This is a genomic window from Paenibacillus sp. 203 (assembly GCF_037027525.1).
GTDB lineage: Bacteria > Bacillota > Bacilli > Paenibacillales > Paenibacillaceae > Paenibacillus > Paenibacillus polymyxa_B.
This window is the reverse complement of record NZ_JAXCHD010000007.1, coordinates 84,451-110,480: the sequence shown is the minus strand read 5'-3', so window position 1 is coordinate 110,480 and position 26,030 is coordinate 84,451. Positions and strand designations below refer to the sequence as shown.

The following is a 26,030-nucleotide window of genomic DNA, read 5'->3' as shown; positions in this document are numbered from 1 at the left end:
TTAGTTCACTTCAAAACCTGAACACGGCGTTTTGCCCATACCTCTCATGGGAAGCAAAGCGCCGTGTTTTATTTTTTCATCCACTTATATCGTACTCTTATGCCAGGTGCTATGCGATTAGCGTACAGGTTCAATACATACAGGTGAAGGAACCTCTAGCACATATCCCGTTCGGGTCAGCCGTCCATCCTCACTATGGATGGCAAAGGATACGATGTTGTTTCCATCCTGATTCGCTACTACCAGATAACCGGACAAGATGTTGAAGTTACGCGGTGTGCTGCCCAAGGTTTCCACCCATTCCACCGTCTTCAGCTTGCCGCTGTCCAGATCGACATGGTATAGCACGATGCTGTCATGGCCGCGGTTTGACACATACAAAAAGCGTCCACAGGGCGTAATCCGAATATCGGCTGCTGTATTTTCTACATCTATAATGCCTTCTGGCAGTGTGGACAGGCTTTGCATCAATGTAAGCTCACCATTACGTTCGTTATAACTAAACACAGCGACTGTATTGTTCAACTCATTGGCGACAAAAGCATATGGACGCGAAGGATGAAAAACCAGATGACGCGGTCCAGAACCAGGTGGCAAATCTGTCTCACGATGGGTCACCAGTATTCCATCTTCTGTCAAACGGTATACCACAATCTGATCCAGTCCCAGATCACATACCAGGGCATACTGTCCTGAAGGATCTGGAATAATCGAATGCGGATGTGCCGCATCCTGGCGGTCCTGGCGAATACCTGAGCCGGTATGCTGAACTTGCCCCGACATGTCTCCTAATCCTCCAGCTTCCGTCGAAGGGAACACAACGGCATTGCCGCCTGAATAGTTGGAAGCCAGCACATATCGTCCATCGGATGTTACGGAAACATAGCAAGTATGCGCTCCCTCCGTCCCTTTTCGATCCAAAGGATGTAATTCCCCCGTCTGGGCATTTACCTGATACGCATACAGCTCGCCTTCTTCTGTTTCACTGGCAGCATACAGCTTCGTCCCATCCGGGTGTAGCGCGAGAAAAGAAGGCCTCTCAATCCCTTCCACACCTCCAACCATGCGTAGATCACCATTGTTCACATGCAAAGCACATACATATATTCCTCTTTCCTGACGAGACGCATAAGTTCCTGTATAAAATAACTGCTCATTTCGCTCTTCCATCGGCTCTCATCTCCTTCTAGCTGTTTTTTTTACATATTATCTAGCTCTAAGCTCTACTATTTGTCTTGTTGTAAACTCATGATGCATTATTACCCAAGATTCTGTTGTTTCATTAACGTTTCGCGATATATGCAAAAAAATAGCCTCCTTCGGCGCCAACTGTGGTTCATAAGAACGTCACAGTTCACTCCAAAAGAGACTAAGTTTACGAAAAATACAATATTAAACCGCTGTGTTTTGCGTATCTCTGCTATTCCATTTTACAGCCAGCCCCAAACTAAGAATGAGAATGACTGCCCCAAAAATGTATGGCAAATTGATATGCACCTCGAACAATGTACCCGCAAGCGCAGGTCCTAGAATATTACCAATACTCATATAAGCATTGTTCATGCCGGCTGCAACTCCCTGCTCATCCCCCGCCATTTTGGATAAAGCAGTATTAATGGCTGGCCGTAGCAACGACGTAGCGGTAAAGAAGATGAGCGATACCCCGAGTACATAATAAAAGTTGCCGGAGAGCAGCATAAGCACAAGGGAAATCGCTGAAAACAGAAAGGAACCGATAATGACACCTTTTTCGCCAAAACGATTCAACATCGGGCTAATGACCACAGCTTGAATCACGGTTCCGACCAGTGCTCCTACCGTAATAATGATAGCAATATCACGCTCATTGTAATGAAACTTGCCCGTCACGAAGAAAGGAAACATCGTTTCAAAATGCGTCAGTCCAAAGGTTAACGTGAATATCATAATCAGCAGCATAAAGTAAGGCTTGCGGAAAGAAAGGGCAAACTGTTTAATCACATTGTCCCGTTTGACCTTGACATTCCGAAACTTCAACTGTTTCTCCAGCGACAAGGTTTCGGGCAGCATAATCAAGGAAATCAGTGCAGCTACGCCCGATACGGCCGCCGAAACATATAAGGGCGTACGAATTGAGATATCTGCTAGCAAGCCGCCCACACCTGGACCGATCACAAAGCCAAGAGACATGGCGGCACCCAACAACCCCATTCCTCTACCGCGATTGTGGACCGTTGTAATGTCAGCAATATAGGCCATCATCGGAGGAATCATAAAAGCTGCCCCTGCACCTCCCAGCAAACGGGAGATATACAGCATCGTCAACGATTCCCCAATCGCAAACAATACAGAAGACGCCGTCATGATTACCAAACCGATAATAATCATTTTTTTACGTCCGTATTTATCGGACCATTCTCCCGCTAGCGGCGAAAACAGGAATTGGGTTAAGCCAAACACGGCAACCAAATAACCACCCGTTTCACCACTTCCTCCCAAGGAGCTCATAAACTTGGGAAGGATCGGAATAATGAGGCCAATTCCCAGCATGGCAATAAACATATTAATCATCAAAATGACCAGCGGCCCCATTTTTAACTGTTGTGAATCTGACATGTAGCGTTTTGTCCTCCTCAGGTTCTTTATTTCGTATACGAAAATCTTATTTTGCAACCATTCCAGCAAAACTCTCCATTATATTAATAGAGTGTGAGACAAATAACAATCATAAAATACTTCCGATAACCCTGAATCTTTCCTTTGGCAGAACAGCAAAGAGGAACAACCTGAATAGACGACGTTGTCCCTCTCATAACGATTCATAATCCTTTATTTTTGAACAATAGCAATTGCAATATCATAATCAAATTGCTGAATTTCTGTGGATGGAATATCAAAAGGATTCACAGGCTTAAGCCGATTCGACTCGATCCAATATGCCCCCTCCGTAGTATTACGCTCGTAACCATTACGCTCCATCCAAGTAAACAGGTCATCATAAATGGTGTTCAGTCGTTCACGATCTCCCTGAAAACGGGTGACCGCATATTCCCCTTCAGGTATCTCAATGCGGTCAAGGCTATCCGGTATTTCGTTCCAAGAGGACACTTTAACGCCCACCTTGACCGTCATACTTCCTTTCTCCTGAGCAACTGTCCATTGGGGAGTTAACACATAGCCCGTATCCACGTCCAGACGACCAGGGTGAATCTCTGGAACAGTCTGTTGCACCCGTTGCCACTGCTTCCGTACCTCATCACCCAGCTTGGCAAAAGGGGCCTGTGCGGTCAGAGCCGCCACCTTGAAAGCAGGTAATCGTCGAATGTCCACAATGAGATTTGAATTCATCCTATTTCCTCCTCATCAAGCGGATGCTACTCTGGTCTCTACGATCCCTGTTGTGGATCTTCGAATAGCTCCTGTATCATCTTTTCCTTGTTATTCAGAAATTGTTTCGTAATGATAAAATGATCGGTTTCCTCCAGCGTCGGGGTGTCGATCCCTTCATGTGTCAGATGATACAAGATGGAATCTGGATAAGCCATCAAAATAGGGGAATGAGTAGAAATGATAAACTGCGAGCCCTGCTGCACCAGCTCGTGAATCCGTGCAAGCATGGCCATCTGGCGCAAAGGTGATAACGCAGCCTCCGGTTCATCCAAAATATACAATCCTTGTCCTCCAAACCGATGCACAAAGGCAGCAAAAAAAGACTCGCCATGCGACTGCTCATGCAGCGATTTACCCCCATAGGAATCTCGAATCGGTCGCCCTCCTCCTTCTCGATCCAGCTCGTCGATATGAGTCGCCACATTATAGTAGCTCTCCGCCCGGAAAAAGAAGCCATCCCTTGGCTTTTCCACCCCTCTCACCAGCCGGATATGCTCATACAGTGAGGAATGCGTGGCTTGTGTAGAAAAATTGAAATTTTTAGTACCGCCCTCTGGATTAAATCCCCACGCGACCGCGATTGCCTCCATAAGCGTCGATTTACCTACGCCATTTTCTCCAATAATATAGGTGACGGAAGGATGGAATTTCAGTTCGTTCCACTGGTGCAGGGCTTTTAAGTTAAACGGATATTGGCTCTCGTCAGCATCTGGAGGCCATATCAGCTCCAGGCGACGTATGAAAAGATTGCGGTCCCATATACTCATGTCCAGTTCAGCTCCATTGCCAAGCAATTCACTAGGTTTTCCATCATTATATTGGAATTATTTACAGCAATCAATCGGAAATCCCATTTCGTAACCCTTCTGTTGTTATTCAAGCGATTATTGTAGGTATAATGTATAGTAATGTTCATTGGGCATGAATTCTAAGTACTTTATTTCGTGTATATCTCATTCTTTTCAAGCAGGTGAATCTATGAAGTCAAATCACAAACCGACCCAATCCTTTAAAATCGTACAGTTCTTGATGACCATCTACAGGCAGCGATTGACACGTATTCTGCTACCGTTGGCTGTACTGGCTTTTATTATATGGGAGGCCGGACGAGAACTAAATGACTTTAATCTGGCGCGTATGTTTCATGAGCTGCGGCGAATGGATGCCACGTTTCTCATCGAAATTGGCTTATTCTCACTGGCTGCCGTGGCGGCTATGAGCGCCTACGATTACGTAATCAGGCATCATTTCAAGCTTCAGGTCAAGCCTGGGACGACATTTCGCTACGCGTGGATCTCCAATACCTTCAATAATGTCTTTGGTTTTGCAGGCTTTACAGGAGCGGGACTTCGCACCGTACTGTATAAAAAAAGCGGTGTGCCGTTAGGTGTCATCACCTCTGCCGTCGTGTTTCTTTCGCCGGTCGTCATTACCGGACTATCTTTACTGGCTTGGGGGGCCATTGTCCATTTGTATCCGGTACAGCCTGTGCTGGATGCTCATCCTTGGCTTCATTGGGCGCTGTGGGGAATGGCATTGTACCTGCCGCTATTTCTGATCATGCAGCGCTCCAAACGGTACTCCACATGGTTCAACAAGGGAGAAGGACAGCTTTCCTGGTCCACTATCTCCGCTTCCATTAGTGCTTCTCTGCTGGAATGGCTGCTGGCTGGCCTTACCTTTGCATGGATCGGCTCGCACTTGCTCCATGAACTTCCGATCCATGCTGTGTTCGGCATTTATGTGATAGCCGCGATTGCCGGGTTGATCAGTCTTGCACCCGGAGGGGTGGGGGCATTCGACATCATTGCTCTGCTCGGGCTGCAAATGGCGGGAGCCAACTCAGATCGGGCACTGGCTGTGCTGCTGGTCTTTCGTATCTTTTATTACATCATCCCGTGGCTCATCGGCTTGGTATTAGCCGCGCTGGAAATGATTCCACGTAACGAGCGCCTGAATCAGCTAGCTGAGACGGGTTGGGATTATTCCCTTAATGCCTGGCAGAAGGTATGGGGCTGGCCTGGTCAATTCCGGTTTTTGGCCGATCTAGGGGTATGGGCGCTTGGTAAGCTGGTACTCATCTCCGGCGTGGTGCTTCTTTTGTCGGCAGCTACGCCCGGTCTGTTATATCGGCTACGTTTTGCTGAGCATTTGCTCAGCCTGCCCGTGATGCGCTTGTCGCATGAAATCTCGGTCATCATCGGGATTATGCTTGTCGTCCTGTCCCACGGAATCTCTCTGCGTATTCGCAGAGCCTTGCGGCTGACATTGATACTGCTGCTGACAGGAGCTATTTTCACCTTCACTAAAGGGCTAGATTTTGAAGAAGCCTTATTCCTGCTGTTTGTGGCGTTAATGCTATGGATCTCACGTTCACGGTTTTATCGGGTCAGTGCTCCGCTGAATCGGCACAACATTTTAATATGGGGTGGATTATCCCTACTCGTAACCGGGGCTTATTTTATCATTGGGGCAGGCTCCAACACTCCTTTTATGCGCCATTTGCATGCCAAGGTCCATCTGGACTTTTTTATGAACCGCAGCGATTACGGAGTTACCGCTGTGTTTAGTCTGATTTTGGCATGGGTATTCCTAACGGTGTATTTCTTTCTTCGACCTCAGCGTAGCATCGCCAATCTACCCGACGCGCAGGAGCTGGATAAGCTAAAAGAATTTTTGGAACGGCAGGGTGGTAATCTCGTATCTCATATGCTTTTTTTGGGTGATAAATATCTGTATTGGACCAAAAATGAACAGGTCGTCATTCCCTATGCTCGCAGCCGGGACAAACTGATTGTATTAGGTGACCCCCTCGGTCCAAAAGAACGTGTAAGTGAAGCCATTCAGGAATTCCAGCGGTTCGCAGATCGGTATGCGTTAACGGCTGTATTTTATCAGGCCTCGCCGGAGTATTTGTCCATCTATCACGAGAACGGCTATCGCTTTTTCAAACTGGGCGAGGAAGCACTGGTACCGCTGGAATCATTTACACTGACGGGCAAAAGCAATCAGGCGCTACGCAGCGCCAAAAACCGCTTTGACCGCGAGGGCTACTCGTTCGAAATCATCCAACCGCCTCTCGAGGCGTCACTGATTGAAGAGATGCGGCATGTTTCGAATATTTGGCTGGACGGGCGCAAGGAGAAGGGATATTCACTCGGCTGGTTCAAAGAATCTTATCTTCAGTTGGCTCCGATTGCATTGCTAAAGGACTCTGAAGGGAAGGTCATCGCTTTCGCTACGATGGCCCCTGCCTATGATCATGGACGGACGGTCTCCATTGACCTGATGCGCCACTTGCCTGACACGCCAAATGGCACGATGGATTATTTATTCACACGGGTTATTGAGTGGGCCAAGGAGAGTGGATATACGACATTTAATCTGGGAATGGCACCGCTGTCCCAGGTAGGACAAAGCGAAAAGGCATTACGCGAGGAAAAGCTGGCTCGACTTGTTTTCCAATATGGGGGACATTTTTACGGTTTTCAGGGGCTTCGGCGCTTTAAGGATAAGTTCAAGCCCCAATGGGAGCCGCGCTATCTGGCCTATCCGGCTTCTGTCTTTCTACCGATCCTGACGCTGGAGCTTGTTTATCTCGTGTCCAAACGATCGGACTAAACAAAGGGCTGACAACAGGAATTTTAATAGCCTAACACAACGTAAAAAAGGGTGTTCCCAACCACGAACGGTTGCAGGAACACCCTTTTTATTCACAAATGTTCTTAGAAGCTGCCTTTTACAACAACTTCAGACAATGGAAAACGTCCTGATGGACGTGCTGGCACTTGTGCCTTACCTACGCTAATAAGCATAGTTGGCAGGTAACGTGCTGGAATATTGAATTGCTCGATCAATTGTGCTGGAATGAAACCGCCCATTGCGCAAGTGTCGTAGCCCAAAGATTTAGCAGCCAGCATAATATTTTGTGCTGCAAAAGCAGAGTTCAGGATGGCTGCATCGCGAGCTACTTGCGGATTTTGGTATGCGCCGTTGATTTGACCTACCAATGCGTCACGGATTTCCGCTGGCAGTGCGCCTGCTTCTACCGCTTGATCATAAATGACGGTGTTGCGGTTCGCTTCCAAATCACCCAATACGGCAATCGTAACGGAACTTTCCGCTACTTGACCCTGATTGTAGGCGATAGGTAGCAATTTTTGTTTGTCCGCTTCGCTTTCGATGACAAGGAATTTCCAGTGTTGAAGGTTCCAAGCGGAAGGAGCTTCTATCGCCGCAGTCAAAATAGCCTCCAAATCTTCCTCTGGCAATTTAAAATCCTTAACATAGCTCTTTACCGCGTGTCTTTCACTAATAGTAGATAGAGTTTCATTTTTTGGACTGCTCGACATTCTAGGCACACTCCTAATTTCTTAATATATATCTAACTTGAATCCTCATTAACTTCCCAAACTACTGCAATTATAAAAATGATAGTGAATGATGTCAATATGTTTAAGTATGACCCTGCACTCAAAATACAGTACAATACGGATTAAGACATACATATCGGCAGATGCCTGCCGATGGGACAAGACACGGGTGAGTTCATTTTGTTCTCATTTGAATTAAAAAAGGAGCGTTACTATGATTGGATCTTTTAAAAAAACGGATATTGCTTTGTTTGCCGCCTGGGTTGTAGCTTGTGTGGCAACTTTGGGCAGTCTGTATCTCAGCGAGATTTTGGGGTATGAGCCTTGTAAGCTGTGCTGGTTTCAGCGCATTCTGATGTATCCCCTGACCCTTCTGCTCGGGATCGCCTATTTTCGAGGAGATTCGGAGATACGCCGTTATGTCATGCCGTTGGCTATCATTGGAGGCGCGATTTCAGCCTATCATTTTATCATTCAGCGCATCCATGCAGCCGCCAAAGCAGCTGCGCAAACTTCAACTTCCTGCGGCAGAGTATCCTGTGAACAGGATTACCTGAACTGGTTCGATTTTATTACCATTCCTTTTCTCGCACTGATCGCCTTTATCCTTATTATTGCAGCCATGGGTTATATCATGCGTCAGGAGAAAAAATCAGCTCAAGGAGAGGTACAAGCAAAGGAACTCGCATAAGTATGAAAGAGACCTCATTATAGGACCCATTACCACCAAGAGGCGTATAATCCGCTTGCCAGAGGAAAGACTGTAACTAAATATATCCATTGCATATGTGGTATAATGTAAAAGGTTTGCAGTCTGTCCAATAACGCTTATATTCCTTATAGAGGGGGCCAGTCCATGTTTCATATTAGCACCCCATTGCTGCAATATGGCGCAACCTTCGGTATGATCGTAATCGCTATTTCGGCTATTTTCATCCGTATGAAGACAGGCCATCGCCCGATTAATGCCAAAAAAATCATCATTCCTCCGCTCGGCATGAGCACCGGTTTTATGATGTTTGTGGTGCCGGAAGTACGGGTTCCCTGGCTTTGGGCGCTGGGCGCTTTTCTGGTCGGCTGGTTTATTTTTTCTTACCCGTTGATCCGCAGCACCAAATTTGAATTGCAAGAAGGGCTGGTTTTCGTCCAACGCTCACGTACCTTCTTTTTTATTCTGATCAGCCTGCTGATCGTCCGATTGCTGCTGCATGAATTTATTCAGCATTACATTACCATTCCGCAGACAGCAGGGCTATTTTTCATCCTGGCCTTCGGAACCTTGTTACACTGGCGGCTTCGTATGTATTTCCAATATCGTCAGTTCGTTCCGAACGAGACGGAAGTTCGCATCTGACAAACGGGTTTTTAACATGCACGCTCGCATGTTGCTGTATAGACCAAAAAGACACGTTCTCCCAACAGGAGCCGTGTCTTTTTGGTCTTTTTGGTCTTTTAGTCTATCAGGTCTACATTATGCATTCCGGGAAAAAGGAGCTACTCGATTGCGTCCCTCTGTCTTCGCAGTGTACAGCATCAGATCTGCCTGCTCGATCAGCTCTTCATGCTCACTCTGGCGTTCGGGGAGCCAGATGAATATGCCCAGACTGACTGTCATTCAACCCGTTAGTCTGTATGCTCCCGATGGGTGCCTGCTTTTATTGCTGGGTCAAAATGATCGGACCATCTGCTGTAATGGCCAGCGTATGCTCGTATTGCGCAGACAAGCCGCCGTCCAACGTGCGTGCGGTCCAACCATCCGCATCAATTTTACTGCGGTATGTGCCTGTGTTGAGCATCGGCTCAATTGTAATGACCATACCCTCTTTTAAGCGTGGTCCACGGTGCGGGGGTCCATAATGAGGAACTTGCGGTTGCTCATGCATTTCTTCCCCGATGCCATGCCCAATGAATTCGCGTACGACCGAGAAGCCTTCCGCTTCCGCGTAGGTTTGTATCGCATGGGAAATATCTCCGATCCGGTTACCGATAACGGCTTGCTCAATCCCTTTATACAGCGATTCCTTGGTAACATCCAGCAGCTTTTGCGCCTGCTCAGACACATTACCCACCGCATACGACCAAGCGGAATCTGCCAGCCAGCCATTCAGGTTCACAACCATGTCGATCGTCACGATGTCCCCGTCCTTCAACGGTGTCTTATTCGGAAAGCCGTGGCAAATCACATCGTTAGGTGAGCCACAAGTTGCAAACTGGTAGCCGTTATAGCCCTTTTGCTCCGGTGTTGCGCCATGCTTCTTCATAAAGGATTCCGCAAAGGCGTCAATTTCCAGTGTCGTAATGCCTGGCTTGATCATTTTGGCAATTTCCCGGTGGCAAGCAGCCAAAATGTCTCCAGCTTTTTTCATATTTTCAATTTGTTCTTTGGTTTTAATGATAATCATTAAACGGTCTCCTTCTTTTCCGTGTTCGTTCCACTTTTCACTGCTTCTTTTTTCTGCTTCTATTGTAACGCTAAAAGCAGCGAAATGGAACCGATGTCAACTGACACCGTTTACAAGGATCTCAAACGGGGTATATAATACTCCATAACTTGTATACCAGTATGCAAAATTATTTCCAAGATAGGAGTATCCTATGAAATATCCAACAACCTGGTTACAGGGCGCATCGCTTGGGGAAAGGATTGCTTGTGAACTTCGGCTTCAGATTATACGGGGTATTCAGACGCCAGGCACTGTTCTATCTGAGAATCAGATTGCTGCCGATTTTGGTACCAGTCGTTCTCCGGTGCGTGAAGCCTTGAAGGCGCTCTCGAGCGAAGGACTGATCCGTTTAGAGCGCATGGGGGCGGTTGTCGTTGGCATGACACCCAGTGATATGGAGGAGCTATTCGATGTGCGAATGCTGATTGAGCATTTTGTTGTACAAAGGTATGTACATAGTGATAATGCCACATTGGTGACTGTTTTGAATCAGATGATTGACAAAATGGAAGTCGCTCTCAAGTACAGGGATGTCGTTGAATTTTCTCTTCAGGATTTTAATTTTCATGAGGCTCTGGTTCTGGAAGCAGGCCATACCCGTATTCTTCATACCTGGAATGGTATGAGACAGCTAATCCTGACGGTCATGTTAGCTGCGACAGAACAACGATTTGCGTCTAACATCGAAGAATCACAAGTCACGATTCACAAACATCGAACCTTTGCAAACGCTTTAAGTCAAGGGAATGCTCAGGAGTTATCGGGATTTATTGAGGATCATTACCGAGATACCCGCAACGCGGTTAACGACAGCGTCTTATCTCCCTACAGAAAGACATCGTCCTAGCCGCAACATGCGTGACAAAGAGCCGATGTACCGCGCTTCATGCGTTTCTTGCTGGCGCGGTTCTCTTTTACATTAAAGTTGTCGACAAGTATACATTTAGCTACACATATATAAATAAGGAGGCATTACTTCATGAACACATTACTCGGCTTGAGTCATAACGCGTCCCTGCTCATATGGGCGCTAGTTACCGTCATTCTTTTGATTTTGCTGATTGCCAAATTCAAATGGAATCCCTTCGTTTCACTGCTGCTTTCGTCGGTATTTCTCGGACTGGTTAACGGGATGCCGGGACATGAAGTTACTGCCTCCATCACCAAAGGGCTCGGCAGTACGCTCGGCTCCATCGCCATCGTGATCGGTTTAGGCACCATGCTCGGTAAAATGATGGCAGAATCCGGCGGTGCCGAACGCATCGCGACCACACTGATGGATCGTTTTGGTGAAAAACGCGTTCATTGGGCGATGATGATTGTAGGCTTTATCGTGGGTATTCCCGTATTTTTTGAGGTTGGTATTATTTTATTAATTCCTATTCTGTTCACGGTTGCCCGTAAAATGAATATGTCTCTGCTGAAAATCGGTATTCCGATGCTGGCAGGACTATCGACGGTACACGGCCTTTTGCCACCCCACCCGGCTCCGATGATCGCGTTTGAAGCCTTTAACGCCAATATTGGACGCACGATAGGATATGCACTCATCGTGGGCATTCCATCCGCCATTATTGCAGGCCCGGTCTTCGGCGCTTGGATTGGCAAAAGAATCATGGTCAGACCTTCCGAGAGGCTGGATGAGCAGTTCAGAAATACGACGGGACGGTCGCTGCCTCCTTTTTGGATTACTCTGTTCACCATTTTATTACCTGTTATTCTAATGCTTAGCGGATCAGTCGCTGAAATCGTAGACCCGGCCAATACACATCCGCTCACTGTATTTTTCAAATTCATTGGTGATGAGGTTATGGCATTGCTGATTGCGGCCGTGTTTTCTTTTTTCTCGCTAGGCTATGCACGTGGTCTAAAGAAAGAGGATTTGTCCCGTTTTACCAGTGAATGTCTGGCACCAACAGCCTCAATTATCTTAATTATCGGGAGCGGCGGTGCATTTAAAACGGTATTGATCGACAGCGGTGTAGGTCAGGCCATTGCAGCAGTCGCTACAGGAGCCCATATGAATGTGATTGTATTTGCTTTTCTGGTCGCTGCGCTCATTCGTGTAGCCACTGGATCAGCGACAGTCGCGATGACGACAGGCTCCGGTATTGTCGCACCTGTACTGGCACTTACACCCGGCGCGAATGTCGAACTGGTCGTCCTTGCTACAGGAGCAGGGTCGCTGATCTTGTCTCATGTGAATGACGCCGGTTTTTGGATGATTAAAGAATTTTTCAATATGACGGTTCCGCAGACTCTAAAATCATGGACCGTTATGGAAACCATCCTCTCCCTGGTCGCTTTCGGTTTGATTATGCTGCTGAGTGTGTTAATTTAACGATAATGAGCTAATAACGGTAAGTGAAGGGGAGATTGAATATGACAGACACCCGATATATGATCGGCGTCGATATCGGTACGACCAGTACCAAAGCGGTGCTTTTCGAAGAAAACGGCAATATTGCCGCCCAGCACCATGTGGGCTATCCGCTCCATACACCTGAGCCGGATGCGGCAGAACAGGACCCGGAAGATATTTTCAAAGCTGTCGTGACGACGGTGCAAGAGGTCATGAAACAAAGCGGAGTGTCAGCCGAGCATGTGCTGTTCGTCTCCTTCAGTTCGGCCATGCACAGTGTGCTGGCGGTGGATAAGAACGGCAAGCCGCTGACCGCCTCCATCACTTGGGCAGATAACCGTAGCGCCAAATGGGCCGAAGCGCTCAAACATGAATACAACGGACACGATATTTATTTACGCACCGGAACGCCCATCCATCCCATGTCACCGCTAACGAAACTAATGTGGATTACGCGGGATTTACCGGATGTTGCGACCCAGACGTATAAATTCATTTCCATTAAGGAGTACATCTTTGCCCGGTTATTCCACCAATATGTCGTGGATCACTCGATCGCCTCTGCAACCGGACTTATGAATTTGCAGCAGCTGGATTGGGACGAGGAAGCGCTGCACCTTGCAGGTGTGACGAAGGAGCAGCTATCCGAGCTGGTGCCGACAACTCATGTGCTCAAAGGGCTGGATGAGACCTATGCGCATGACATGGGCCTACTGAAGACGACTCCTTTTGTGATCGGGGCCAGCGATGGTGTCTTGTCCAACCTCGGTGTGAATGCGATCAAACCTGGAGTTGTCGCTGTTACCATCGGCACCAGCGGAGCCATCCGTACCGTAGTTAATAAGCCGCTCACGGATGCCAAAGGGCGATTTTTCTGTTACGCCTTGACGGAAAAGCTGTGGGTCATCGGCGGCCCGGTAAACAACGGAGGTATAGTCTTCCGCTGGATCCGGGATGAATTTGCAGCCTCCGAGGTGGAAACGGCCAAGCGACTGGGACTTGATCCATATCATGTGCTGACCCAAATTGCTGAACAGGTACGTCCTGGCTCCGACGGTCTGCTCTTTCTTCCGTACTTATCCGGTGAACGTGCGCCCCTGTGGGACCCGAATGCTCGTGGCTCCTTCTTCGGTCTGTCCCTGCGTCACAAAAAAGAGCATATGATTCGCGCCGCTCTAGAGGGTGTGCTGTTCAATTTGTATACCGTCATGCTCGCCATGGAAGAAGTCATCGACAGACCGTCAGTCATTCACGCCACTGGTGGATTTGCACGCTCGGAGCTATGGAGACAGCTCATGGCGGATATTTTCGATCAGGAGGTCATTATCCCCGAAAGTCTGGAAAGCTCATGTCTGGGCGCAGCTATTCTGGGCTTGTACGCACTGGGACGGATTGATTCGCTGGATGCTGTGTCCGGTATGATCGGCACCACTCACCAGCACAAACCTGTAGCAGAACACGTGGATATTTATCGCGATTTACTGCCGATTTATATCCGCATTTCACGTAAATTCGAAGAAGAATTCAAGGATATTGCGGAATTTCAGGCCAAGTCCCTACAATCCTAAATTAGTGAAACCTGTTCTAACGCTGCTGCGTATTACCGTTTTATAAAAACCTGTCTATGTCAGTTGGGCAGGGTAAGAAGGAGGATTAGACGATGCTCAAACAATTACTGCACCGCCTGCTACATTCCACCTCTCATTCTCATAAGCGGCGATACAGCAGCTCAGACCGTTATTATGAACGTGAACGTAAACGTCATTCTTCTTCAGACGGTTACAAGAATAGCCACAATGGACACCGCTATTACAAAGATAAACGCCGTCATTACTCCAGTTCTTAGCCAAACAACAAGAAGTAGCGACGGAATAGAGCGTAACACAAGAAGCATGCCACAGGCTCCTCAAACCCTATAAAGCGAAGACCCTACTTATCTCAAGGGCCTTCGCTTTATTGTTGTGCGCCCTTCGTTATGCAGGGCAACATCTGTGCATTTTACAGGAAATCGGCCAAGACCGAAATTACAGAAACAGGGTTTTAGAGATGATCACCAGCAAAATAAACAGAACCAGAATCGCTCCTACAGAGGTCCATGCTCCTACGCCGCAACCCATACCGCCTACTCCACACATATGACTCATTTACAACACTCCCTTCGCTCATTTACAGGATCATTGTATGTAGACATGGTCAAATGCGTAAGGGGGGCATTCCCCCATTTTTGCGGCGAATGCCTGTTTATTTTTAGGGACGTTATGGGTTAACCTCAAGCAGCAGCAATGCTTCCTCCAGCTCTTGCATAAACTGTCGGCTATTCTCATAACGTGGCCGAATCTGAAAAAGACGCTCCAGCATGTGACGCACAGGTGAACTCAGCTTCAATTCTTCCTGCCAGCTTGCCGGCGGTTGATCCGGTTGAGGCTCGTAACTGCTATATAGCATAAAAAGCATTAAATGTCCGACATCGTACAAATCGCTGTAGACGGCGACATCTTGTCGCTCAGGTGCACGCTTTTCCAGCATGGATTCGGTAAATACATCCTCCTGTCGCTCTCCCAACGCCAGAGCAAGACCAAAGTCGATCAGGTAAGGCTTCCCCTCATGGTGAAGCACATTGGGAATACGGATATCCCGATGGATATAGCCCCGTTCATGCACATGCAGAACTCGCTCCATTAACTCCAAAATGTAGACAATGCATTCCTGTTCCGTAAAGGAACGCTCCTGTTCAAATATAAGCTCCTCCAACGTCATGCCGGAGATGTATTCCATAACCACAACTATTCCGTTCGAATGTTCGACAATTTCGAGCAGCTTCGGAATATAGGGGTGTTCCATCTGCTGCATAATATGAGCCTCGCGCTGCAATAGCTGAACTGCCTTCGCCCGTTTGCTCGGTCTGGGCATTTTCACTGCCACCTCTTGTCCGCTGTGCCGATCCAGACAGAGGTAGGTTAGACCATAGCTCCCCATGCCTAAAAGCGAACGAACATCATAACGTCCGCTCAGTAAATCGCCAGGCTGTTTCGGATAGTCCATCCATGATTCATATGCGTTCCGCAACCAAGCAAACATACTTATATCCTTTCCTCTACAAGCCACAGCAACGTTCCTTATGCGGCTTGTTCTCGTATTCTTGTATTCCGTTATTATACCATCCACGATAAAAGACCATCAGAACCGGGAAGGTCTGATGGTCTTTATCAGGGAAGATGCTGGTTATGCCTCTCTGCGTCTGCGCGGTGTCAGACCAAGCCAGGACAACAACGAACCGCGCGATTTGCGTTGCCTGCCCTGGTAGGTACGCAAATTAGTAATTAGCTGCCGGTCTCGTTCCTCGTCAACCTTTTCTTTCATCCAGCGTTTTTGATCCTCCAGTTGATTAGACAGGCTGATATTCTTTTCCACCAAACGGCTATGCTCTGCTTCCAGCTCCTCCAAACGGCTCCGCATTTCCGACAATGCAGTTTGCACCATGTCCTGCATCTGCGCCAGTTCTTGCGGCTCTAAGGACTCCCGCGTTTGTACGGATGCAGGTGCTTGCTCCAATCTATACTCAATAGTTGGTTCCAAAGTCTGGAACTCTTCCTGCGCCTGTAACTGCATAGGTTCCTCTGACAGTTCCTGAGCATTCATTTCATCCTGTAACTCTGTCAGTTCTACCGTAGCAGCTGCTTGCGCCTGTATGACCGTCTCTTCCCTGCCCTCAGCCGCCGCCATTATTTCTTCCCAGGTTGCGGTTAGTGACTCAGCATCCGAGATGGGTGGCAAGCGGAATTCTTCATCCTCCATTTGAAAGGGAGCGGTCACTCTCTCAAGCACCACCTGAACCGCCTGCTCCATCGTCATATGCTGCTCACGCAACGCCCTCCGCATCACCTTCAAGCACTCAACATCCTCAGCACTGAACATCCTCGATTGATTCGCGGAACGCTGAAACACATACCCCTGCTCCTCCAGCGCCGCTGCATATTTACGAAGGGTACTCGCCCCGATTCCCAACTGTTTTGCTGCTTCCGTCGTCGATTTGCTTTCTTCCATTTAATCATTACCTCCCCGGATGGTATGGAAAGAAATAAGCTTGTATATGTAGAATTCGCGAAATCCATTGGAAACCCTTTGGCAAAAATGTTCTAATATTGCAGACTGCTAAGAACCTTTGTCATAACGGAATATTTGTAGATATACAAGAAACGACATTGCAAAGCATACTTCCGTTCAAGTATGTCCTTGAAACTCTTTAAAGAACGTCACATAAATGTCACACTTTCATTATTTTCATGGCACTATTCCTTCCATCAACATAGTTCATGTTATAATTTGCACAGAATTTACCTTAAATATAAATTGAAACATGCTCTCCTATCTTCCAGTAAAAGTATTGATAATTCACGTTCATTCTATGATTAATCCTAAAGAAACCTCTATTCACAGTTTATTTATAATTTCCCGGAATGGAGGCAAAAAAATGGATATTTTCAAAAGATCAGCAATATGTTATGTTATGTAACGTAAAATGTATTTCAGGCATAATTTGTAGCATATTAACGTTCGCTGGAACGAGGAGGCAACATAGATGAAGGGGAAGGCAAGGAAAGTAGCTATTGTCGGCGCGGGAATGGTCGGTTCGAGCTGTGCCTACTCAATGGTTAATCAGTCCATTTGTGATGAGATCATGATGATTGACCGCACGTATGATCGGGCTTTGGCCCATGCACTGGATCTGTCCCATTGTATGGATTTTACGTCCACACGTACCAAGGTGCGTGCCGGCACATATGCAGACTGCACGGATATGGACGTTGTGATTATAACGGCTGGTGCCAACCCTAAACCGGGGCAAGACCGCCTATCTGTGCTGGACAACGCAGTGCTTATTACCAGAGAGATTGTAACAGCGATTATGGAGGGTGGCTTCGACGGTATATTCGTCATTGCCGCTAATCCTGTCGACATTGTAACGTATATGGTACAAAGTATATCCGGTCTGCCGCGCAACAAGGTGATCGGCACGGGCACCTCCATTGACTCATCCCGACTTAAGACGTTGCTTTCTGAAGTATTTTCCATAGATCCGCGTAGCGTACAAGGGTATGCTCTTGGGGAGCATGGCGAATCCCAATTCGTCGCCTGGTCACACGTCACGATTGGCGGCAAGCCGCTCTTACACATTTTGCGTCAGCATAAGGAACGATTCAGCCACGTCGATCTGGACGACATTGCCCGTAAAACTCGGGATGCAGGCTGGGAGATCTTCACCCGCAAAGGGGCCACTTATTTTGGTATTGCCAATGCGCTGGCGTACATTACCCGTTCCATTTTAAATGATGATGGTAAAATTATAGCGGTCTCTGCTGTATTGGACGGCGAGTACGGGCACAGCGATGTCTGCACGGGCGTTCCGGCGATTATCGGCAGCAGAGGAATTCAAGAGGTCATCGAGCTAGAGCTAAGTCCGGAAGAACAAGCGAAGTTCGACGCCTCTTGCCACCTTATCAGCAATAATATCCGTGCCATTTCAGGCTTAGTGTAAACCAATAGCACAGTAAAAAACTCCTTACCCTCATTGAGGATAAGGAGTTTTTGCAGTCCCCGTATTTCGCCCTATATCTCTTTATAACGAAATACGGTCAGTCCCGCCAACGTAAATACGACAAAGCTACCTATTATAACCGTCAACAGTGTGTCAGTTGGCACCATGAACGCCCCGAAGTTGTCTCTTCCACTCGGCATCATCGCCAATAAAGGCTGTGTCCATGGATAGTACGGACCGTAGGTTTGAGAATTGGCGACCAGAATATTCGGCACGGTGAAGACGAAATTCAACGCAAGCGGTGCGGCAAAGCTGGACCACAAGAAGGACACCATCAACTGCAACGCAGCCAGCGGCAGGCAGGCTACCCAGCCTGCGAGCAAACTTTGAGCGATCACGGCCCAAGGGATTGGTCCGTTCATGTCCTGCACAGCTCCAACACCCAGCAGCGCTCCTCCGAACAATAACTGAGTCAATCCGACCAAGGCCATAATGATGGTCAACTTGGCCGCATACAGACTGGTGCGGGACAATGGCAATGACATGAGTTGCTTCCAACCGCCGCCCCCATGCTCGAATCGGCAGACTAGAGATCCAAATACGGCGGTCAGCATCGGCATGAACAGCATGGCATGTAATGTAAGCATGGCAGTCAACAGCAACAGCCAGTTCCCTCCCGGATTCGCCAGCATGCCAATCAGGACGGCAATCGCCGGACTGACGAGCGCAAGCAGCCAGACGGGCGATTTGGCCATTTTCATACGTTCAACAGAAAGCAGCCGTATATATCCTCCGAACATTACGCCACATCCTTTCGGCTAAAATGGGCCGCTGTTAGCAGACTGAGAAGTATGCCCGTTCCGCACCCGACGGACGCAAACATCCACGCTTGAGGTGCAACCCATGCGAATTGCGGCCAGGCCAACGGAAACCATTCGGACAGCTGTGAAGCAAACAAGCTGCCGATGCCTAACGTAATGCCCAGTGTTACAGGCAGCGCCTGATTATGGAACGTGACCGTTAACCACAACAATAATACGAGCATAGGCAGCGTGCCGCCCAAGGGCCAAAACCCGAGTCGTAGCAGTTCCCCTACGGGTGCAGGCTCTCCCCCAAAGCCAAGAATCATTCCCAACACCCAAGTCCCGACCGTCAGGAGTAGACAGGACACGCACAGCATCCCGATCGCTAGCGTCAGCTTGGCCATATAAACACTAAATTTGGAAATAGGCAAAGCCAGCAGCTGCTTCCAAGAGTTAGACGAATGTTCCACATTCGCCAGCATGGAAGCGACCATCGTGGCTCCTAATACCAGCGCAAGGGGGACAAAAATAGCGATGTTATCCATCAAGCCTTCCCATAAACGCCCCTTGTATCGCGGAATCAGATAGTCATAGCGGAGCCCAAAGTTCAGTCCCTGCATCGCTACCAGCCCTAGGGGACCGAGGAACACCAAGAACCAGATTCCCTTTCTGCGTGCTTTGAGCAGATCCGCCGTGAGCGCTCGCAGCATCATAAGGAAGCCCCTCCTTTGCCCACTACCTGCATGAACATATCCTCCAGCGATTTGCGGCGTTCCTCCACACGGTATACGGCATGCGTATTTTCGACCAATCTTCTGACCAGCAGCGCAACAGCCGCATCATTCATGTTCTCGAAATCCAGCGCCGATCCGTCCTTCACTGAATGGTAGCCCTGCTCACGCGCAATCAACTGGGCTGCTTCCGGTTCCGACACTACGATCCGAATCCCGCCTGCGGATTCCTGACGGAGATTATGAATCGTGTTTTGAAAGACCAACTCTCCTTCACGGATAATACCCACGGTATTCGCCATATGCTCTACCTCGCTCAACAGATGGCTGGATACCAGTACGGTGATCCCCCGTTGCTCGGGCATCGCCTGAATCAATGTGCGCATTTCCTGAATACCCTCCGGGTCCAAACCATTCGTAGGCTCATCCAAAATGAGTACTTCGGGATTCCCAAGCAGGGCTGCTGCAATACCCAGTCTCTGCTTCATGCCCAGCGAGTAGCCTTTGACTGGACGTTTGGCATGCTTGGTCAGTCGGACGACCTCTAACACTTCCGCAATGTTTTGCTTGGGTACATTCAAAATACGGCGAATGGCCTCCAGATTTTCAATTGCGTTCAAATGACCATAATACGAAGGATACTCCACCAACGAGCCGACTTTACGCAAAATATCGAGCTTATGTCTGCGAATATCTTTGCCGAATATACGGATCGTTCCTCGAGTTGGGCGAATAAGTCCAAGCAGCATGCGGATTGTTGTCGTTTTCCCCGCTCCATTCGGACCCAGAAATCCGTAAATATCTCCTCGAGCTATTTTCAGGTCCAGCTGATTAACCGCCGCGCGGCCTTTGTATATTTTGCTGAGACTGTTCGTTTCAATAATGTATTCGTTCAAGTTCCTCACCTCGACACCTATCGTAACGTGCCAAGTTTAAAGCCAAGGGAACTCTGAGTTTAAGTTTTGTTTAAAAAACGGATTCGGGTCCCGGCTGATGAACTGATAATCTCCCTCTCCAAATTCATTTCGCGAGCCAGCAGTTCTGTAATCGCCAAACCAATCCCTGCGCCTTTTTCACTGGACTGTTGCTCCATACCGGGCCCTTTATCTGTGATAATCAATGCCTCTGTCCCATTATCTTTCTGTACTTGAACACCGATATATCGGCCTGCGGCAGCATGGCGAACTACATTTTGAAAGAGATTGTCCAGCAGACGACGGAAGCCTTGCTCATCGACATTCCACACCATACTATGCTCAGGCAGGTCGATATCCACTTCAAAACCCTCCTTTTCCCACACCGGATACCAGCTGGCTACACACTCCCGCACTAGCCGCAAGATATCACGCGATGTGTTATTCATAGTGTATTTTCCACTAGCTAGCAGATTATAGGTGAGCAGATTGTCGATCAGACTCCCAAGGTCTTTTAGCTTGTTTTCCATCAGTGTAATCGACTGTTTCCCTCTGCTGCTTAGATTTTCACCATCTAGTGTATACAGATGGCTACGCACGACCGTAAGCGGCGTCCGAATATCGTGTGACAGATCCGCGACCAGTCTCTTCCGCAGCTCTTCCTCTTGTCGCTCACGTCCCCGACTTTCCGCCAACTGCTCAACCATCTGATTAAATGCTTCTTCCAGCTTGCCGATTTCATCTGGGTGTCCAGTGGTAACAAGAATAGGCAAGCCATCCTCTCCTCGCTGCGACATGGCGGCCTGAAGCTGCAACAGTCTACGCCGAATGCCTCCAAAAAACAGAAGAGATACGAATATAAAAGCGCCCAAAACCAATACGATAAAAAAGAGATAGTACATGAACATGCTACTATCTGTAGGTGGCTGTTCAAAGAACGAACGGGGCACTTTTAACACCATATAGCCCTGATTTACATCATTCTTGCCCCCGCCAATAAAGGCTACTACCGTAAACGGCCCCTCATAGCTTGCTTGCTTCATAAAAGCTATAGCCTGCGCAGCGTTCCATTGTTTTGGCATGTTAGGTTGTGTCGGTAACTCCAACCTTGTTTTATCTGCGGTATCCACCCAAAATATTTGTGAGTTAGGGAACATATCTTGTTGTATTTTGCGCAGATGGGCTGAGATTTGCTCTGGTGTGGCTCCCTTCAAAGCTACAGCTTCGCGATGCCAGCTATTTTCGGTATGGGTGGTAGAGGGATAGTAAGCGTTTTTAGGCTTGAGCTCCGTCCCCCAATTCAATAACACGCTATATATCAAGGCTGTAGCAGGCAACACAATGGGCAACAGCATCATAGCAACCACAATAATGACCAGATAACGGAACAACAGTGAACTGCGAAACCGACCTCCCTGACCTGGCCTAGAGCTGGGGTGCAGCCTCCTCCAATTTTTGCGCGTCCTGCTCATTATGCTTTCACCCGATATCCTACACCACGGATCGTCTCAATGATGCGGGGTGCCGCAGGATCGATCTCCAGCTTTTCGCGAAGGTGTCGGATATGGACCATTAAAGTTTTGTCTCCGTCGATATATGGATCTCCCCACACCGCTTCATACATTTGCTCTTTCGTCATAATTTGGCCCAAATGCCGCAGCAAATAAGCAAAAATGTGATATTGCTTGCCTGTCAGTGTAATTTCCTCCCCGGTATCACGGTTCACAATACGGTTATCAGGAGAGAACACAGAGAGATGCCCCAGTTGTAAAGATTCTTCGGGCACGGTTCCCGATCGGCGCAGCAAAATCTCTATACGTGCTATGAGCTCGTCCGGGTGAAAGGGTTTGGTTACATAATCGTCGGCGAAATCCAGTCCTTGCAGCTTATCGTCAATGGATGTACGGGCAGATAACATGAGAATGGGAAGCTCCGGGTACTCTTTCTTGAGCCGCTTCCCCATGGTGAATCCATCCAGACCAGGTAACATCACATCCAAAATCACGAGTTGGCACGTACGGGCTGCTTCCACAGCCCCATCCCCGCTGCGAAGCCAGGTTACAGCGTAATTCCGCTCTTCCAAATACTGATGCGTCCAAGCACCAATATCCTGGTCATCTTCGATGTATAGCACATTTGTTTTCATAATAGACACCTACTTATCGTTTTTCTTTTATGTAATGGGCATTATAGCATTTATGGTACATGACCCACTTAAAAAGGTTAATAACTACCTTATACGACATACGCTTCACATTTTCAAATTCGAATGCTCGTGAAAAAAGGAGGACTACCCGATGCTGCTAGAAGCGATATACCATCACCCGAAACGAAATTGGGCTTTTGGTTATAATGATGAAACGATATTTCTACGGCTACGTGCGAAGAAGAATGACCTGAGTACCGTTCATGCTCTCACCGGAGATAAATACGATTGGGACCGTACCCGACAGCTTGTCCCGATGTCCAAATTCGCTACCGATGGCAGGTTTGATTATTATGAATGCAGCATAAAACCTACTCACCGTCGGCTGAAATATGGATTTTTGCTAGAAGACGGTGAGGAACGTATTTGGATGAACGAGGACGACTTCACCACCCAGGAACCCCAAAATGCAGATAAACTGTTCCAATATCCGTTTTTGAACCCGATTGATATTCTGAAGCCACCTGCATGGGTGAAGGATGCTGTATTTTATCAGATTTTCCCGGAACGTTTTGCGAACGGTGACCCCTCTATCAGCCCAGAAGGTGCAGAGACATGGGGCGGAACACCACAAAGAGACAATTTTTTTGGTGGTGATCTTCAGGGGATTCTGGATCACCTGGATCACCTGAACGAGCTAGGGATTAACGCCATATATATGACTCCTGTGTTCAAGGCGACGACCAATCATAAATATGATACAGAGGATTATATGGAGGTGGACCCGCATTTTGGGGACAAAAATACATTAAAAAAACTGGTCGATGCCTGCCACGACCGAGGAATTCGGGTGCTGCTTGATGCGGTGTTCAACCATTCAGGGCGTACGTTTAAACCGTTCGTTGACGTGCAGGAAAAAGGCGAAGCGTCACCTTACAAGGACTGGTTCCATGTACATAGCTTCCCCCTGGAAGTGGTGGATGGCACACCGACGTACGATACATTCGGGCTGGAACCGATGATGCCCAAGCTGAATACCGAACATCCTGAGGTGAAAAAGTACCTGCTGGATGTGGCAAAGCACTGGATCGAAGAAATCGGCATCGATGGTTGGCGGTTGGATGTGGCAGACGAGGTAGATCACGCCTTTTGGCGGGAATTCCGCACTACGGTCAAGCAGGCCAATCCAGATGCGTACATTTTGGGTGAAATGTGGAATGAATCATCTGAATGGCTTCAGGGGGACCAATTCGATGCAACGATGAATTATCCGTTCACCTACGCGGTAAATGATTTTTTCGTCAAAAAAGTGACTGATGCTCAAAGCTTTGCCTTCGCCATCGGACGACAGCTGGCCCGCTATCCACAGCAAGCATCTGAGGTTGCCTTCAATTTGCTGGATAGCCACGACACACCGCGCCTGCTGACACTGTGTGGGGATGACAAACGGCTGATGCGACTGGCCGCCCTGTTCCAGTTTACGTACATGGGCGCACCCTGCATCTATTACGGCGATGAGATCGGCCTGGATGGAGATGCCGATCCAGGCTGCCGCAAGTGTATGGAGTGGGACACCGACAAGCAGGACCGCGAGCTGTTCAACTTTTACCACGAGCTGATTGCGCTTCGTAAGGGGCACCCGGCCCTCCGTGATCAGGGAAGCATCACCTTTTTGGAGGCACAGACAGAGGGCACCTCACTTGCCTATGAGCGCCGCAGCGAGGAAGAAGTGCTGCTCGTGCTGCTCAACCGTTCCGATGAGGATCACGTTTTTGAACTGGACATTCCTGAGCAGGAATGGCAATTAGCCTTTGGTGAAAGCCAGTGGTCCGTTAGAGAGAGGGGGCTGCTTGCCAAGCTTCCACCCTACGGATACGCTGTACTGAAGGCAGCGCCTGCTCGGTCAGTAAAACCTGCTTAAGAGGACGATGTCAAGACGGGAAGCAAGGCATCCGCCTATAAAGGCGGATGCTGATGAAGGTACCTGCCGAATAACGGCAAAAAAGCGAAACCACCAGGAACAAGATAGTTAACTTGTTCCCGGTGGTCTTTTTACGTTGAATATGAGCTTCCATTGTCGATTATTTGTTTTTAACATCTGTTCTTACTACCCCAACATTCGAAGCATTGATCGAAATGGGGTTACCGCCTTGTCCTGTCTGAGCTGAAGAAGACAGCCAGTACAGCAGTTTACGCGGGTAGCGTCTGTGTTTTCAATTGCACGTACAACTGGTGCGTCACCTGCTGCGGCTCAATACCCAACTCATCTTCTAGTATTCTGACGAAGCTTTCATAATGCTTTTGCGCAGCGGTATAATCGCCCAGTTGGGCGTAGGCGGTCAGCAGCAGACTGCAGATATCGTCTGAGTACGGCTCCCGTTGCTGTAGGCTGAGTAAGCGCTGAACAGACTGCCGGGTACGACCTGAGCGAAGCTCTTCTCTCGCCAGCTCAGAAGCACATGCCAGATACATATTGCGCAGCTTCTCCCTTTTTGCATACGCCCACGGGTAATCGTGCTCCTCCAGATAGTTGCCACGGTATAGTGCCAACAGGCTCTCAATACGCGGCTTACCGCCGCTACCGGATGCAGCCCATTCGGATATTCCCCGCTCGAATAGCTCCACATCTGTAATCCAGCCATTGCGGTTCAAGCGGTAGCGATCCAGATTATATTCCAGCTTCGTATCTTGCATCCGTTCTTTCAACGCCTTGCGGATTTGGTAAATGGACGTGTGCAGGTGAACAACAGCCTTGTCCAAATGATATTCAGGCCACAGCGCATCCAGCAATTGTTCTTTGCTCACCCATTCCCCTTCATGGTGTAATAAGAAGGAAAATAGCTCCTGCGACTTTAATGTGCGCCATTTGAATGGTTTCGCACCTACAGCTTCCTGTCCATCCTCCAAAATTTCAAGTTTTTGAAAACAACGTACCTTGGGGGATTGCTCTGCTGAAGCTCCCAAACTAGAAGAACGAGGATCAGCCAGCGTGGCTGCAATCCGATCTAACGTTTTGGATAGCCGCCGGGCATGAACGGGCTTTAACAAGTAATCCAGTGCTTGCAGCTCGAACGCTTCAATAGCATATTCCGAGTATGCGGTCACAAAGACGATATGAATATGGGAATCTAGCTGTTGAATCCACTCGGCGGCCTCCAGACCATTCATCTCTGGCATTCCGATATCTATAAAAACAATATCCGCACGTTCTGCCGCCAGATGATCCAGCCCCGCTTGTGCAGACGTATATTTGCCCATTACCGTTAACCGTCCGTCCGCCTCCAGCAACCGTTCCAAGTAGGCTAATGCCGACCTCTCATCATCAATCAAAATCGCCTTCATTTGTGTCCGT

At 48.3% G+C, this 26,030-nt stretch carries 25 protein-coding genes; 9 read left to right on the top strand and 16 right to left on the bottom strand.

What is annotated here, in order from left to right; all coding sequences use genetic code 11:
• Window positions 1–117: 117 nt before the first annotated feature.
• The 4 genes from WA407_RS17350 to WA407_RS17335 all read right to left on the bottom strand — a co-directional run bounded on the left by WA407_RS17350 (window position 118) and on the right by WA407_RS17335 (window position 4,136).
• Window positions 118–1,170 (bottom strand): lactonase family protein, encoded by a 1,053-nt coding sequence (locus WA407_RS17350; RefSeq protein ID WP_336077882.1) that lies wholly within the window; start codon window positions 1,168–1,170, stop codon window positions 118–120.
• 222 nt (window positions 1,171–1,392) lie between these two features.
• Window positions 1,393–2,595, bottom strand: a complete 1,203-nt coding sequence (locus WA407_RS17345; RefSeq protein WP_235307067.1) for an MFS transporter — start codon at window positions 2,593–2,595, stop codon at window positions 1,393–1,395.
• 213 nt (window positions 2,596–2,808) lie between these two features.
• Window positions 2,809–3,327 carry a GyrI-like domain-containing protein gene (locus WA407_RS17340; protein WP_336077881.1) on the bottom strand — a complete coding sequence of 173 codons (519 nt, stop codon included), beginning with the start codon at window positions 3,325–3,327 and terminating at the stop codon, window positions 2,809–2,811.
• A gap of 38 nt (window positions 3,328–3,365) precedes the next feature.
• Window positions 3,366–4,136, bottom strand: a complete 771-nt coding sequence (locus WA407_RS17335) for an AAA family ATPase (protein WP_061831164.1) — start codon at window positions 4,134–4,136, stop codon at window positions 3,366–3,368.
• Between the two features lie 211 nt (window positions 4,137–4,347).
• On the opposite strand from WA407_RS17335, the gene mprF reads away from it, so the two are divergent.
• Window positions 4,348–6,990, top strand: coding sequence for a bifunctional lysylphosphatidylglycerol flippase/synthetase MprF (mprF, locus tag WA407_RS17330; RefSeq protein ID WP_336077880.1), 2,643 nt, complete (start codon window positions 4,348–4,350; stop codon window positions 6,988–6,990).
• 104 nt (window positions 6,991–7,094) lie between these two features.
• Here the strand turns inward: mprF and WA407_RS17325 are convergent, their stop codons facing one another.
• Window positions 7,095–7,721 (bottom strand): nitroreductase family protein, encoded by a 627-nt coding sequence (locus WA407_RS17325; protein WP_235307064.1) that lies wholly within the window; start codon window positions 7,719–7,721, stop codon window positions 7,095–7,097.
• Between the two features lie 235 nt (window positions 7,722–7,956).
• Between WA407_RS17325 and WA407_RS17320 the strand changes: the two genes are divergently transcribed.
• Entirely contained in the window at window positions 7,957–8,433 is a 477-nt protein-coding gene (locus WA407_RS17320; protein ID WP_336077879.1) for a disulfide oxidoreductase, read from the top strand.
• A gap of 165 nt (window positions 8,434–8,598) precedes the next feature.
• Complete coding sequence (locus WA407_RS17315) at window positions 8,599–9,096, top strand: CcdC family protein (protein ID WP_103046767.1); 498 nt, start codon at window positions 8,599–8,601, stop codon at window positions 9,094–9,096.
• Window positions 9,097–9,213: 117 nt separating this feature from the next.
• Here WA407_RS17315 and WA407_RS17310 read toward each other — a convergent pair whose 3' ends face one another.
• Together WA407_RS17310 and map are read right to left on the bottom strand one after the other, a co-directional pair.
• Window positions 9,214–9,357: a diguanylate cyclase domain-containing protein gene (locus WA407_RS17310; protein WP_235307062.1), complete on the bottom strand. Its 144-nt coding sequence runs from the start codon at window positions 9,355–9,357 to the stop codon at window positions 9,214–9,216.
• A 40-nt stretch (window positions 9,358–9,397) separates the two neighbouring features.
• Window positions 9,398–10,144 (bottom strand): type I methionyl aminopeptidase, encoded by a 747-nt coding sequence (map, locus tag WA407_RS17305; RefSeq protein ID WP_023986734.1) that lies wholly within the window; start codon window positions 10,142–10,144, stop codon window positions 9,398–9,400.
• Between the two features lie 193 nt (window positions 10,145–10,337).
• Between map and WA407_RS17300 the strand changes: the two genes are divergently transcribed.
• The 4 genes from WA407_RS17300 (at window position 10,338) to WA407_RS17285 (ending at window position 14,394) form a co-directional block, all read left to right on the top strand.
• A complete protein-coding gene (locus WA407_RS17300; protein WP_061831159.1) occupies window positions 10,338–11,033 on the top strand; it encodes a GntR family transcriptional regulator in 696 nt (231 codons plus the stop codon).
• A 132-nt stretch (window positions 11,034–11,165) separates the two neighbouring features.
• The gene (locus WA407_RS17295; RefSeq protein WP_336077878.1) at window positions 11,166–12,527 is read left to right on the top strand and encodes a GntP family permease; all 1,362 of its coding nucleotides are present in this window, start codon (window positions 11,166–11,168) and stop codon (window positions 12,525–12,527) included.
• A 41-nt stretch (window positions 12,528–12,568) separates the two neighbouring features.
• Window positions 12,569–14,116 (top strand): gluconokinase, encoded by a 1,548-nt coding sequence (gene gntK, locus WA407_RS17290; protein WP_235307059.1) that lies wholly within the window; start codon window positions 12,569–12,571, stop codon window positions 14,114–14,116.
• A gap of 92 nt (window positions 14,117–14,208) precedes the next feature.
• Window positions 14,209–14,394, top strand: coding sequence for a hypothetical protein (locus WA407_RS17285; protein WP_061831157.1), 186 nt, complete (start codon window positions 14,209–14,211; stop codon window positions 14,392–14,394).
• A gap of 178 nt (window positions 14,395–14,572) precedes the next feature.
• Here the strand turns inward: WA407_RS17285 and WA407_RS17280 are convergent, their stop codons facing one another.
• From WA407_RS17280 to WA407_RS17270, 3 genes are all read right to left on the bottom strand, one after another.
• A complete protein-coding gene (locus WA407_RS17280) occupies window positions 14,573–14,692 on the bottom strand; it encodes a hypothetical protein (protein WP_013369112.1) in 120 nt (39 codons plus the stop codon).
• A gap of 112 nt (window positions 14,693–14,804) precedes the next feature.
• Window positions 14,805–15,626: a serine/threonine protein kinase gene (locus WA407_RS17275; RefSeq protein ID WP_336077876.1), complete on the bottom strand. Its 822-nt coding sequence runs from the start codon at window positions 15,624–15,626 to the stop codon at window positions 14,805–14,807.
• A 144-nt stretch (window positions 15,627–15,770) separates the two neighbouring features.
• Window positions 15,771–16,592, bottom strand: coding sequence for a MerR family transcriptional regulator (locus tag WA407_RS17270; protein WP_336077875.1), 822 nt, complete (start codon window positions 16,590–16,592; stop codon window positions 15,771–15,773).
• Between the two features lie 535 nt (window positions 16,593–17,127).
• Here WA407_RS17270 and WA407_RS17265 point away from each other — a divergent pair.
• Window positions 17,128–18,084: an L-lactate dehydrogenase gene (locus WA407_RS17265; RefSeq protein ID WP_235307056.1), complete on the top strand. Its 957-nt coding sequence runs from the start codon at window positions 17,128–17,130 to the stop codon at window positions 18,082–18,084.
• 71 nt (window positions 18,085–18,155) lie between these two features.
• Here WA407_RS17265 and WA407_RS17260 read toward each other — a convergent pair whose 3' ends face one another.
• From WA407_RS17260 to WA407_RS17240, 5 genes are read right to left on the bottom strand one after another with little or no spacing between them, the layout of a single operon-like run.
• Window positions 18,156–18,884 (bottom strand): ABC transporter permease, encoded by a 729-nt coding sequence (locus tag WA407_RS17260; protein ID WP_336077874.1) that lies wholly within the window; start codon window positions 18,882–18,884, stop codon window positions 18,156–18,158.
• On the bottom strand, window positions 18,884–19,600 hold the full coding sequence (locus tag WA407_RS17255; protein ID WP_336077873.1) for an ABC transporter permease: 717 nt from the start codon (window positions 19,598–19,600) through the stop codon (window positions 18,884–18,886). Before WA407_RS17255 ends, WA407_RS17260 begins: the two co-directional genes overlap by 1 nt.
• Window positions 19,597–20,514, bottom strand: a complete 918-nt coding sequence (locus tag WA407_RS17250; RefSeq protein WP_250267284.1) for an ABC transporter ATP-binding protein — start codon at window positions 20,512–20,514, stop codon at window positions 19,597–19,599. The genes WA407_RS17255 and WA407_RS17250 overlap by 4 nt, the downstream gene beginning before the upstream one ends.
• Window positions 20,515–20,573: 59 nt before the next feature.
• The gene (locus WA407_RS17245) at window positions 20,574–22,004 is read right to left on the bottom strand and encodes a HAMP domain-containing sensor histidine kinase (protein WP_336077871.1); all 1,431 of its coding nucleotides are present in this window, start codon (window positions 22,002–22,004) and stop codon (window positions 20,574–20,576) included.
• The gene (locus WA407_RS17240; RefSeq protein WP_061831149.1) at window positions 22,004–22,678 is read right to left on the bottom strand and encodes a response regulator transcription factor; all 675 of its coding nucleotides are present in this window, start codon (window positions 22,676–22,678) and stop codon (window positions 22,004–22,006) included. The genes WA407_RS17245 and WA407_RS17240 overlap by 1 nt, the downstream gene beginning before the upstream one ends.
• Before the next feature lie 151 nt (window positions 22,679–22,829).
• Here WA407_RS17240 and WA407_RS17235 point away from each other — a divergent pair, with 151 nt between their 5' ends.
• Window positions 22,830–24,599: an alpha-glycosidase gene (locus tag WA407_RS17235; RefSeq protein WP_336077870.1), complete on the top strand. Its 1,770-nt coding sequence runs from the start codon at window positions 22,830–22,832 to the stop codon at window positions 24,597–24,599.
• Between the two features lie 269 nt (window positions 24,600–24,868).
• Here the strand turns inward: WA407_RS17235 and WA407_RS17230 are convergent, their stop codons facing one another.
• Window positions 24,869–26,020, bottom strand: coding sequence for a response regulator (locus WA407_RS17230; protein WP_336077869.1), 1,152 nt, complete (start codon window positions 26,018–26,020; stop codon window positions 24,869–24,871).
• Between the last annotated feature and the right edge of the window lie 10 nt (window positions 26,021–26,030).